Source organism: Pseudomonas caricapapayae (genome assembly GCF_001400735.1).
GTDB lineage: Bacteria > Pseudomonadota > Gammaproteobacteria > Pseudomonadales > Pseudomonadaceae > Aquipseudomonas > Aquipseudomonas caricapapayae.
The window spans coordinates 1-10,826 of sequence record NZ_LJPW01000084.1 but is presented as its reverse complement, the minus strand read 5'-3'; the positions used below and the strand labels follow the sequence as shown (position 1 = coordinate 10,826).

The 10,826-nt window shown below is 56.1% G+C and carries 20 protein-coding genes; 15 read left to right on the top strand and 5 right to left on the bottom strand.

Features of this window, described 5'->3' with window-relative positions; translation table 11 throughout:
• Window positions 1–217 precede the first annotated feature (217 nt).
• Genes ALO80_RS30735 through ALO80_RS12790 form a run of 4 tightly spaced genes read right to left on the bottom strand, consistent with a single transcriptional unit; the run spans window position 218 to window position 1,192 of the window.
• On the bottom strand, window positions 218–496 hold the full coding sequence (locus ALO80_RS30735; protein WP_057429223.1) for a hypothetical protein: 279 nt from the start codon (window positions 494–496) through the stop codon (window positions 218–220).
• Between the two features lie 12 nt (window positions 497–508).
• On the bottom strand, window positions 509–724 hold the full coding sequence (locus ALO80_RS12800; RefSeq protein WP_055009279.1) for a hypothetical protein: 216 nt from the start codon (window positions 722–724) through the stop codon (window positions 509–511).
• Between the two features lie 18 nt (window positions 725–742).
• Window positions 743–952, bottom strand: coding sequence for a hypothetical protein (locus ALO80_RS12795; RefSeq protein ID WP_032803313.1), 210 nt, complete (start codon window positions 950–952; stop codon window positions 743–745).
• Between the two features lie 30 nt (window positions 953–982).
• Window positions 983–1,192 carry a transcriptional regulator gene (locus tag ALO80_RS12790; protein ID WP_055009278.1) on the bottom strand — a complete coding sequence of 70 codons (210 nt, stop codon included), beginning with the start codon at window positions 1,190–1,192 and terminating at the stop codon, window positions 983–985.
• An 87-nt stretch (window positions 1,193–1,279) separates the two neighbouring features.
• On the opposite strand from ALO80_RS12790, the gene ALO80_RS12785 reads away from it, so the two are divergent.
• The 15 genes from ALO80_RS12785 to ALO80_RS12715 all read left to right on the top strand — a co-directional run bounded on the left by ALO80_RS12785 (window position 1,280) and on the right by ALO80_RS12715 (window position 9,954).
• Entirely contained in the window at window positions 1,280–1,930 is a 651-nt protein-coding gene (locus ALO80_RS12785; RefSeq protein ID WP_055009277.1) for a LexA family protein, read from the top strand.
• A 62-nt stretch (window positions 1,931–1,992) separates the two neighbouring features.
• Window positions 1,993–2,316: a hypothetical protein gene (locus ALO80_RS12780; protein WP_055009276.1), complete on the top strand. Its 324-nt coding sequence runs from the start codon at window positions 1,993–1,995 to the stop codon at window positions 2,314–2,316.
• An 88-nt stretch (window positions 2,317–2,404) separates the two neighbouring features.
• Complete coding sequence (locus ALO80_RS12775) at window positions 2,405–2,695, top strand: hypothetical protein (RefSeq protein ID WP_055009275.1); 291 nt, start codon at window positions 2,405–2,407, stop codon at window positions 2,693–2,695.
• Window positions 2,696–2,796: 101 nt separating this feature from the next.
• Entirely contained in the window at window positions 2,797–3,123 is a 327-nt protein-coding gene (locus ALO80_RS12770; RefSeq protein WP_055009274.1) for a hypothetical protein, read from the top strand.
• Window positions 3,124–3,682: 559 nt separating this feature from the next.
• Window positions 3,683–4,225, top strand: a complete 543-nt coding sequence (locus ALO80_RS12765; protein WP_055009273.1) for a hypothetical protein — start codon at window positions 3,683–3,685, stop codon at window positions 4,223–4,225.
• Window positions 4,226–4,574: 349 nt separating this feature from the next.
• On the top strand, window positions 4,575–4,865 hold the full coding sequence (locus ALO80_RS12760) for a hypothetical protein (protein WP_055009272.1): 291 nt from the start codon (window positions 4,575–4,577) through the stop codon (window positions 4,863–4,865).
• A gap of 20 nt (window positions 4,866–4,885) precedes the next feature.
• Window positions 4,886–5,293 (top strand): hypothetical protein, encoded by a 408-nt coding sequence (locus ALO80_RS12755; RefSeq protein WP_055009271.1) that lies wholly within the window; start codon window positions 4,886–4,888, stop codon window positions 5,291–5,293.
• Window positions 5,290–5,484 carry a hypothetical protein gene (locus ALO80_RS12750; RefSeq protein WP_055009270.1) on the top strand — a complete coding sequence of 65 codons (195 nt, stop codon included), beginning with the start codon at window positions 5,290–5,292 and terminating at the stop codon, window positions 5,482–5,484. The genes ALO80_RS12755 and ALO80_RS12750 overlap by 4 nt, the downstream gene beginning before the upstream one ends.
• A complete protein-coding gene (locus ALO80_RS12745) occupies window positions 5,481–5,987 on the top strand; it encodes a hypothetical protein (protein WP_055009269.1) in 507 nt (168 codons plus the stop codon). Before ALO80_RS12750 ends, ALO80_RS12745 begins: the two co-directional genes overlap by 4 nt.
• Window positions 5,984–6,172, top strand: coding sequence for a hypothetical protein (locus ALO80_RS12740; protein ID WP_055009268.1), 189 nt, complete (start codon window positions 5,984–5,986; stop codon window positions 6,170–6,172). The genes ALO80_RS12745 and ALO80_RS12740 overlap by 4 nt, the downstream gene beginning before the upstream one ends.
• Window positions 6,173–6,399: 227 nt before the next feature.
• Window positions 6,400–7,287 carry a recombinase RecT gene (gene recT, locus ALO80_RS12735; protein WP_055009267.1) on the top strand — a complete coding sequence of 296 codons (888 nt, stop codon included), beginning with the start codon at window positions 6,400–6,402 and terminating at the stop codon, window positions 7,285–7,287.
• The gene (locus tag ALO80_RS12730; protein ID WP_055009266.1) at window positions 7,284–8,945 is read left to right on the top strand and encodes a YqaJ viral recombinase family protein; all 1,662 of its coding nucleotides are present in this window, start codon (window positions 7,284–7,286) and stop codon (window positions 8,943–8,945) included. Before recT ends, ALO80_RS12730 begins: the two co-directional genes overlap by 4 nt.
• A complete protein-coding gene (locus tag ALO80_RS12725) occupies window positions 8,942–9,181 on the top strand; it encodes a hypothetical protein (protein ID WP_055009265.1) in 240 nt (79 codons plus the stop codon). The genes ALO80_RS12730 and ALO80_RS12725 overlap by 4 nt, the downstream gene beginning before the upstream one ends.
• Window positions 9,178–9,636: a hypothetical protein gene (locus ALO80_RS12720; protein WP_055009264.1), complete on the top strand. Its 459-nt coding sequence runs from the start codon at window positions 9,178–9,180 to the stop codon at window positions 9,634–9,636. The genes ALO80_RS12725 and ALO80_RS12720 overlap by 4 nt, the downstream gene beginning before the upstream one ends.
• Before the next feature lie 81 nt (window positions 9,637–9,717).
• On the top strand, window positions 9,718–9,954 hold the full coding sequence (locus ALO80_RS12715) for a hypothetical protein (RefSeq protein WP_055009263.1): 237 nt from the start codon (window positions 9,718–9,720) through the stop codon (window positions 9,952–9,954).
• A gap of 218 nt (window positions 9,955–10,172) precedes the next feature.
• On the opposite strand, the gene ALO80_RS12710 is transcribed toward ALO80_RS12715, so the two are convergent.
• The gene (locus ALO80_RS12710) at window positions 10,173–10,727 is read right to left on the bottom strand and encodes a hypothetical protein (RefSeq protein ID WP_055009262.1); all 555 of its coding nucleotides are present in this window, start codon (window positions 10,725–10,727) and stop codon (window positions 10,173–10,175) included.
• Between the last annotated feature and the right edge of the window lie 99 nt (window positions 10,728–10,826).

The following is a 10,826-nucleotide window of genomic DNA, read 5'->3' as shown; positions in this document are numbered from 1 at the left end:
GGGTGCAATTTCGTGGCGCGGACGGTCGGAGTTGACGACGTGTTGGGAAATGGGCATTATTCGCTCCAGAACTTATTTGTGTGTGCAGTTGAAAGAGCCAGGCCGCGAACCTGGTTTTTTTTCGCCTGCGATTTGGTGTCCGGCGCATCCGTGGTAGCTTTTTGCTTCCAAACGAAAAGGCCATTGGAGGCCGGACATGAATGAAATCGACGATCTATCACTTGAGATAAGCTGCGATGAGTGCGGCAGCACCTTCACGGAACTGGTCAGAGACGCGAAGCTCAAGGGCTTTATTGTCTGCCCCGGCTGCGGGGAAAAAGACGAAGTAGATGACGCCTTTCTTGAGGCTGCCGTCCTCGCCCAGAAGCAGTTGCTTGACGCTAAGGCAAGCATCGAGACTGACTTTGGAAACCTTTTTAAGGGCAGCAAGTAGGCCCTCAAGCTCTTTCAAGCCGGGCTGAGTTTCTATAGCTACGCTCAGTTCGGTATTGCTCATTTTCCAAGTCCTCTAATCGCCCCTATCGAGGCCCTTTTTGTGTTCCACCAGTGAAAGCAGCGGCGCTTTGCGCTTCATCTGCTCCAGCTGGGTCTGGAACGCGAGCGATCTACCTGCTTCCAGGTATTCATGCGTCGCGTATTCGAGACTCCATCCAAGCTCGGCGCTTAACTGCCGAACCTCGTCCTGAGCCCCCTTCTCCAGCATGTCGAAGGTTCTTTCAGGCATTGGCCCTCCATAGGGCCTTTAGGCCGTCTTATCATTGGAACCAAGGTTCATTTCCCGGATCAGCTCCGCTGCGCCAAGGCGGCGCGCAACCATGGAAAGTTCGTGCACATACGTCGCGAGCTGCATGCCTGCGCGCTTTGCCTCCATCCGCAGATAGCGGACGTCTTCCGGCTTGAACCGGGATTTGATTACTTCACTGCGTTTGTGGGATGGATCGTCATAGGCCATTGATGGGCTCCTTGTGGCTGATGAATGGGTTTAAGCGGCGGACTTTCTGGTTGTGGCCGAGCAAAGCTGGCGAGCGGTGATTTTTCCGCCAGTCAGTTCCTCAGCCAGGAATGCTTTGTTCGCGCCCATGGCATGCGTGCCGTTGAACCAGTACGAGACAGCGGCTTGAGATACGCCCAGAGCGGCGGCGGTTTTTGCTTGCCCGCCAAAGAACTCGACGAGCTTTTCAATGGGGGTCATAGCGATAACTCCTGATAAGCGTGCTTATATCCTATTCATAAGAAGGCTTATTTGCAAGCGTATAAGGGGCCTTATAAATTGCTACGCATGACGACACTTGCAGAAAGACTAAAAACAGCCCGATCGCACGCCAAGATCACTCAGCGAAAGCTCGCGGAATTGGCTGGCGTAGAGCAGCCCGCGATATCTCAAATGGAGAGTGGGAAAACTCTGAATTCGGTACATCTTGTGGCTCTGGCCAAGGCTTGCCGAGTGAGGGTTGAATGGCTTGCGGATGGAGCCGGAGAAATGGTCGGCGAGCCATCCAACGTCGAAATGGTCGACCAGCCGACTCGGATGTACCGCTACCCTGTCCTGAGCTGGGTGACCGCAGGCGAATGGTCGGAAGCGGTTGAGCCCTACGCACCCGGTGGCGCTGATGAATACGAGGTCTCGGAGTACAAGGCCAAAGGTCCGGCGTTCTGGCTGGTGGTAAAAGGCGACTCGATGACGGCAACTACTGCCCCTTCGATCCCAGAGGGCTCACAGATACTTGTCGACACTCAGGCAGATGTGCGACCGGGTAAATTGGTGATTGCGAAGATGGCCGGCAGCAACGAGGCGACATTCAAGAAGCTGGTGGAGGACGGCGGAGTCAGATACCTGAAGCCGCTGAACCCGGCCTACCCCACTGTGCAATGCTCAGATGACTGCAAGATCATTGGGGTGGTGGTCAGGTCGCTGACGAAATTTGCGTGAGCGTCGGGCCATATGGCGCGGCGGGGATTTGTAATAGGCATTGCGCCTAAAAGGAGATCCAAGTGGACGATCAGCAAGACCAAACGATGAGGCACGTCAAGGCTGGCTCCTACATGGATGAACAGGTCGATCAGTTCGACGCTTTTGCCATTATGTGGAACAACACCGACGCCATACACCTCACGTTTGGGCGAACCTCTATAAACGTGAAAACCTCTATCTACCGCACAGGAGCAGGCACAACCACAAGGGATGCGGGTGAAATAGATGTCTTCAGGCTAGACGTCGGAGCAGTCACGATGCCCATCGAAACCGCTAAGGATCTTGTCGACACACTTTCTAAAATGATCCTTCAGGCGGAAGATCGGAGGGCCAATGGCGAATAACGCACCCATCGTAGGAGATTCCTCTGGTAGAGTATTATCTGGCCACCAAGCATGGGGGGGCGGCCCACCGGGCGGAGGAGGAAGCGAATTGGAACAGCGCGTCAGTAAACTGGAAACTGCGACTCAGGAAATCAGAGACAAGCTGGTTCGAGTCGAGATGCGTCTGGAAAATATCGAATCAGGCATGGCTACAAAGCTTGACGTGGCAAGCCTTGCCTCTAAGGACGACCTTGCGGATTATGTCCGCGCAAGCGGGAAAGACATTCAGGATCTAGCGATCTCTTTTCAAAAAAGCATCAACGAACAGACTTGGAAATTCTTCGCCGTTGCCACAGGGCTGGCCACTTTAGCCTTTACAGCAGCCAAATTTATCCATTGATCATAGCTCCTTACGAAAGCCCGGCCCGGCGCCGGGCTTTTTCGTTACGCCTGGGTTGGGCGCGATGTTAGAATGATGGCTCTCATACAAGGAGTCTGTAAATGAGCACATCGGACAAATTCGCAACCGGCATAGGCCTTCTGCTTCTACCTCTCAACATCGCGCTAGGAGCGGTCCAGATATTGGCTATTTATAGCGGCGTTCAGCACTGGCTAGGCTGGCACTGGCTCTTCTGCTCTCTAGTGGCAACTATTCTGGTTTTCTTCCTCCGTATTAATTTTTTGAACTGCATAATCGGTGTGCTTGGGGCTCACTATGCATGGCATTGGTCCTGGGTCGCATCAATAGCTTTGTTCTTAGGAATGTTCGCCCTGATGATTGCGATCGCGGTTACAGCGGGCGCCGCCGAAAAACTGTTCCGCTGGTAGGATTCTACCTCTACCCCAACCACCTGCTCGCCTGATCCGACAACAGATCCCTATTCCGATACATCCTGTTCAGCTCGACCCAGCCCGCCACTGAGCGGGCTTTTTTATGGGCGCGATAAAAAATATAAGCGTGCTTATTGACGACAAAGATAAGTGAGCTTATATTTCACCCATCGAGACGCGAAACAGCCCCTCAACAGGCCCAGCGGATCGAACCGCTCTTTACCACCGCCAAGATCCTCGCGACCGACTACCCCAGACCCGATCTGGTAAGTGCGAGCAACAAATAGTCGATCCCATGCCAGCTCTGGAACTGGCCGTGACTTCCATATGAGGTCACGCGAAACCACGCAGCCAAACTGGCAAAGCATCGGACACGAAATGTGCTGTCGCCAGTGAGAGAGGACTCGGAAGTGCTGCGGGGTGGAGATCGAACTACCGAGGATTTCTCGGGTGTTCAGCCAAGGCCACCGTGGCGGGTAACGGGGCTCAGATAGACCCACAGATTTACTGATGCCGCTTCTATGAGGCGGCATTGGAAATCCACGGGAGTCACAAAATGCTCAATATCAACGAAGACGATCTGAAAGCCGCAATCGTAGCCAAGGTATCTGATGAACTGCTGCGCGATGGCGATGACCTTTCCGGAATGGTCGCTGCGGAACTCAAGAAGCGCATCGACAAAATCTTCAACGAGCGCGTAACGGCGCAGATAGAAGTCGCGATCAACGAAACAATCAACGGCTCGTTTGAGCGTGAATATCGCCGGGTAAACACCTGGGGCGAGCCAGAAGGTCCAGCCACGACTATTCGCAAGGAGCTGGAAAAGACCGTGAACGCTTACTGGTCAGCCAAGGTTGAACCGCGCACAGGCAAGGCCGCAACGAGCGACTACAACACAGTCACCCGAGCCGAATACATCATGACTCAGGTCTGCGCCGAAGACTTCACGAAGGAAATGACCCAGAGCGTGCGCAACGTATCGGGCGCCCTGAAAGACGGCCTTCGCATCCAATTGGCCAAACAGATGGACACCATGCTGGACGGCCTCTTTCACATCAAAAGCCTTCAGGACCAGGGCAAGGTCGAGAAGCCGTATTGATCATCCTCCTGCGCATTCACAGAGTGCGCAGCGGGATGCGGATGAGTACACGCCGCGAAAGCGGCCCCCTGCGTCAACGCAACAAAGCAGATGAATGCGCAGGCTGATGCGCAATAACTGACTGGCACCCATACCGGCATTGCTTCCAGCCGGACATGAGCGTGGCGACCACGGCTCAGGCTCTGGTCAAGGTCAGGACAGTCGAAAGCCGGAGATCAGCACCGGCCATCTGCACCCCCTCCAACACCCCCGAACCTCTCCGACTGAACCCTCTCCGGTGCCTGTATGTCCTCTATCCGTTCTTGAGTGTTCAGTCGAAGGGGTTCACTGATCAAGGAGCATGAGAATCATGGCTCGAACCAAATACACAGTTGAAAAGGTTCTGTATTTCGCCAATCAGAAAAGCGCGCTCCATGTCGGCCCGAACGAAGTGAAGATCGATTCAGACCTGCACAGGACGGTTCAGGCTCTCGTTGAGAAAGGCGACATTCACCTGTGTGGGACAGACGACTCTGGCGAATATTTCAAAACCACCAAGTCAGGCGAAATTCATCTTCTGAAATTGCAGATCGCATGGCGCAAAGCTCATCAGAAAGACGTCGCCGACCATCAGGCGGCACTTACCTTGCTCACCGCATAACCCAGCTTCTGGAGGCGACCATGAACGCAGCAGCAAAGGTGTTGCCTCCTACAGGCACTCCGACATACATCCCGCTTACCAATCCGCAGCGACTATGGGTCGAGAGGAGCGCCGATCTTCTGGTGGTGCACGGCGCTGACATCAGGTTCAAGCGCCGCGGACACCACGAGCGGTCGGTGACTCACGCCGAGTACCTGACCGCCCTGCAAGACCACCTGAACCAGCGCCAGATCGACGGTGAAGACCGGGAAGACCTGTTTGCACAGTTGGTGCTGGCCAACTTCTTCGGCATGGCCAGCGGCTCTCTGGCGGGTTACCTGATCGGCACCGGGCACCCGCGCGGAAAGCTTTTTGAAATTGCAGAGGGCCTTTTGCGGCCCCTTGCGGCGGACGGTGTCATTGCTGATTTCGAGGATTCTGAACTGTGAGCCCGCACATCCTCATCGACAAGATGCTCGACGCCATCGGCGAGTACGACAGCTTAGACCCGACCGGGCTTGAGGCGCTGCGCCTGATCACGGCCTTCTGGCTTGGCGGCGCTATCACCCTCGAAGAATTCAACCATTACTGCGCCCGTCAGCGGAAAGCTGTTCTGTGTGCGCCAAGGAGAGCGGCATGACGATTGACTGGAGTAAGGCGCCGGAAGGCGCAACGCATTATTACAAAGGCTCGCCGCAGCCTTGGCGCGACCTTTCTGGCTACAACTGGAAGTACTTCATGAATGGAAAGTGGCATTTATGCCCTTCGTGCTGCACCTCGGCTGAACTCATGCGGGAGTTGGGCAAGGTATTGTTCGCCCTGCCTCTGCCTCAGGCTTGGAATGGCGAAGGCCTGCCGCCTGTTGGCGATCGTGTAGAGCGCGCTTTCAGCCATAGCACATGGAAATTGACGACAATCTGCGGGCATTCAACGGATGGGGCCTACGCAGCATTTTATGACGGTGACGGACTCATGGGATGGGCGGACAAATGCAAGCTTCGCCTCATCCGCACCGCCGAGCAGATCGCGGCTGAAGAAAAGGAAGCGGGCATTCAGGAAATGCGCCTTGCGGCAGGATCGCTTAACGACTTTCCTTTCGTGCAGCTTTGGGACGCTGGCTACCGCAAGCAGGTGGCGCAATGAGCCAGCCCGCCGTGAAATCCCTGATCGACGAGCAGCTGGCCGAGGTCGCTGGCATTGATCCGGCTGACGTGATCAAACGCGCCGAACGGCTGGGCTTTATTGGCTGGCCGATCAAGTCTTACCGTGAGCCACAAGGCCCGTGGGTACATCGCTACAGCAAGGATCAACGCAGTGCGAATTCCTGATCCGATACAAATTTCCATGAGCCGCGCAGAGCGACTGGCTGATCAGTACGTCGACGAGAACACCTGTATGGAGTGTGGCAAGAAAGTCGACTACGAGCTGCTATGCCCGTCACCAACCGGCGATGGTCCAGCCGTTTGCGTCGAATGTCTTGGTTTCGACCCTTTCGCACAGCAGTAACCCCTTCCCTATTCAATCGCAGCGCCCGCATGGAGCGCGAGGATTTCCTATGTCCGCAAGAAACGTTGCGCCCGTCTCGCACGAGCAAAATTTGCATGTGCTTCCGCATGCCGCCACCTCGACCAGCGCCTTGGTCCTCGACGGCGACAGCCTGGACAAGATGATGCGCCTGGCTGAAGTAATGGCCACCGGGCGAGCAACTCTGCCGAAGCACTTCAATGGCAATTCCGCCGATTGTTTGGCCGTCGTCATGCAGGCCATGCAGTGGAGGATGAACCCTTTCGCCGTCGCACAGAAAACACATCTGGTGAATGGCGTGCTGGGTTACGAGGCGCAGCTGGTCAATGCCGTCATCACTACCTGCGCACCTGTGGTGGATCGCTTGCACTACGAGTGGTATGGCAACTGGGAAAAGGTGATCGGCAAGTTCGAGATCAAAAAAGGGGACAAGGGCGAGTATCGGCAGCCGGGCTGGAAGCTTGCCGACGAGGAAGGCCTGGGCGTGAAGGTTTGGGCGACGTTCCGCGGAGAAGACGAGCCCAGGGTGTTGGAGCTGCTACTGGCCCAGGCGCGTACACGCAACAGCACGCTCTGGGCCGACGACCCTCGCCAGCAGCTCGCGTACCTGGCGACCAAACGCTGGTCCCGCCTCTACTGCCCTGACGTGATTCTGGGGGTTTACAGCCCAGATGAGCTGGAGGAAAGCACCCCTCGGTACCGTGATGTTTCCCCACAGCCGGAGCAGCAAGGGTCCGAGCTTCCCGCCTACGAAAAAGACAAGTTCGAAACGATGTTTCCCAAATGGCAGGAGGGAATCGACACCGGAAAGACCGACACCGAAAGCCTGATCGCCTTCTTGGAATCGAAATACACCCTCAGTGCCGATCAGATCGACCGGATCAACAAGATGGCTCCTATCGCCGGAGAAACCGCATGAAGACGCATAAAGTCACCCAGGGCAGCGCCGAATGGCATGCACTCCGCGCCAACTATCGCACCGCCTCAGAAGCTCCGGTGATGATGGGCGCATCCAAGCAGATGAAGCGCACCGAGTTGCTTCATGCCAAGAAGACCGGTCTGGACCGGGACATCTCGTGGTGGGTCCAGAAGTACTTGTTCGACAAGGGTCACGAAGCCGAAGCGCTGGCCCGTCCGATTCTTGAAGGTCGAATCGGCGAAGACCTGTTCCCGGTTGTGGGCACCGAAGGCGACCTGCTGGCCTCCCTCGACGGCTGCACAATGATGGGCGAGATCGTTTTCGAGCACAAAATGTGGAACGAGCAGCTCGCCGCCGACGTGCGTGCAGGTGATCTGGATGCGCACTACTACTGGCAGTTGGAGCAGCAACTGCTGGTGTCCGGTGCCGAGAAAGTGATTTTCGTTTGCTCGGACGGGACCGAAGACAACTTCGTCTCGATGGAGTACTTCCCGGTAAAAGGCCGGGCGGCGAAGCTGGTCGCCGGCTGGAAACAGTTCGAAGTCGACCTTGAAGCGTATGAACCAACTGAGGCCGTGGTGGAGGCAGTTGGGAAGACCCCGGACGCGCTACCGGCCCTTCGCATCGAAGTCACCGGCATGGTCACTGCGAGCAACCTGGAGCAGTTCAAGGCCCATTCGCTGGCCGTGTTTTCTGCGATCAACACTGACCTGCAAACCGACCAGCACTTCGCTGACGCAGAGAAAACAGTGAAGTGGTGCGGCGAGGTCGAGGAGCGCCTGGAAGCGGCCAAGCAGCATGCGCTGAGCCAGACGGAAACCATCGACGCCCTCTTCCGCACCATCGACGAAATATCGGAGCAGGCCCGTCGCAAGCGCCTTGAGCTGGACAAGCTGGTGAAAGCTCGCAAGGTGGCCATTCGCGAAGAGATCGTTCTGAAAGCGAAGGCTGCTCTGCGGGATCATCTGGACAAGATCAACACCTCGTTCGGTGGCAAGGTGCGGCTGCCGGAGATCCCTGCGGACTTCGCCGGCGCAATCAAAGGCAAAAAAAATATCGCCAGTCTGCGTGACGCCGCCGACTCTGAACTGGCCCGTGCCAAGATCGAAGCCAGCCAGATCGGCGACGGCATCCGCGCCAACCTGGAAAGCTTGCGCTCCCTGGCCGTGGATCATCCGTTTCTGTTCAACGATGCTCAGCAGATCGTGCTCAAGAACAATGATGACCTAGTGGCTCTCATCAAGGTGCGGATCAACGAACACAAGCAGGCCGAAGAAGCGAAAGAGTTGGCGCAGCGTGAGCGTATTCGTGCTGAAGAAGCAGCGAAGCTTGCGGCGGCTGCCGAAGCAGAGCGAGTCGCTGAAGCTGAAAAAGCGAAAGCCAGCGCGCCTGCGCCGCAAGCTGCTGAGGCGCCCAAGCCGGTCGAACAGGCATCGCCAAGGATGTCAGCTGTTGCACCTTCACCCAAAGTGCCGTCCAAGCCGACAAAGCTTGAAGCAAACGTCACCGACCTTCATGCGCTGGTGAAAGCCGTGTACGAAGGTCGGGCACCAATATCGGTCCTCACAGTGAACTGGGGCGCGCTGGACGACCTGGTCCACATTCAAGGCGATGATTTCCAAATGGACGGAGTAACCATCACACAGGTGGCAGCATGATGATTACCGAACTGAGCGCCATCAAGCGCAACAGCGTCGAATCCGCGCGCTTGGCTGTGGCCATCGCGGAGTTCGAGCGGAAAGACGGCAAGATTCAGCAGGTGGGCGTGTTCAAGCCAGAGCCGCCGCCAAAGCGCAGGGACTGGATCGACCCGGCAACGGTGCTGAACCGCAAGCCCCCTGTCATGAGTCGCCGCGAAAGGAACACGCTGCGCAAAATGGCGGCCGAGCTATGAAGCGCCGCAAGCACAACAACTGCTTTGCCCGCGCCGAACGCAGTTGTCGCGCCCTGCTCAGCACCAACCACGTCGCCGTGGTTAACATAGACCCCAGCGGTTTGCAGATCATGGTGAACTGGAAGAGCCACAAGCAGATCCGCACCCTGGCCATTGCGAACGCCCTCTTTGACTTCTCATACCGATGGACCATCTACATCAGCGCCATGTGTCGAGACGAGCGCGGCGCTGAGTATGTAAAGTCCGTGGAGATATCGCCTGAGGGCCTGCACAAGGTCGACAGGCTGACTGATGCGATTGAGCATTACTACCTGGAGCTGCGCGGCAGCTGCAACCAGAACCATCTGGTGGCCTCTGGCTGGATTGCGATTCCTGCCGAGGTTTCGCTCGACGAGGCGCAGGCGGCGAAGCTGTTCTATGCAGCTGGGGCTTGGCATCAGGTCAAGGCAGCATGAAGCGCCTTCAAAGCCGCGTCCGCCACGGCAAGCGCCAGCAACATATTCACTTGCCGCCCAGCGGCTACACGGAGCTGATAAATGGCCATGACCCAGAAACAGCGGGACGATCGACGGCGCGAGAAGGAGCTCAGAATGGGCTCGGAAGATCTTCGGATCAAAGCACGCTACGGCGAAAAGCAGATGGCCCGCGACATCATGGAGTGGACTAAAGACAGCGAGCAGGCATCCGTGATTCTTGCCAGTCTGCGTTACATGCACTCGCTCGGACCTGCGGGCGCCCGCGAGGCTACGACCACGGCGTCAGAAGCATCATGAGCAACCCTGATCGTGATGAAGCTGACGAGATCGAAGCGCCAGCAACAGTTTCGTAACCCACCCCCCCCCAATCAATTTGCCACCACCGGACACGGAGGGCGGCGCATGCAATGGAAATTCTAATAACGCACCGTTTTCAGAGCAAAGATGTGACGCCCGAGCCGCCCCCGATTAGCTACACTTTTTAGTGTTGAACGAGGACGTTATTAAACAGGCGATCAGAATCTTAGCTGAGTGGATGCCATCTTCGTGAACGGGCGGCCTCCTAGCCCTGCTTGTTCATGGAGTTCTAATATGAGCTTCCTGCTGGCATCAAAACAACATTTCACGTCCTTGAGATTTAAAGCTAATTGCCACCCCACGGGTATTTTTGGCGGAAGCACTCCACCGCTGCTCCAAAGAACATCTTGAGAAAAATTATAAGTTGAGGTTCTTCCATGGGCCATCTCATTACGAAATTCGATCGCCGCGTCCACCGCTGGATACGCCTCATTGATGCTTAATTTTTCCAGACCGACAGCTTCTCGTAGGAATTTGTATTTATTCCACACAGAAGTCCTATCCTTTTTGTCGCTCCAAGCAACAAATCCTTTCAGATTTCCCAAATGGTTGAAATATGCTTCAACCAAGAAGCTAGAAAGAACCAAGACGTTCAGAAGGTTATAGGCTTGGCCTTCCTCACTAGATTCAGCTGCTGTTAGAGCGGCCTTAGCGCCTGCGTGTAAAAACGTGTACGTGAAAAGCTCAGTTGCCCCTGTGACGTTCACCAGCATTTCCTGCTCCCAGCTTCCATCCCTTTAGTTGAAACACCAATACCCTACTTCAACGACTCACGCCACCTTCGGAATCGATTATGAGCCAGCTCCACCAGA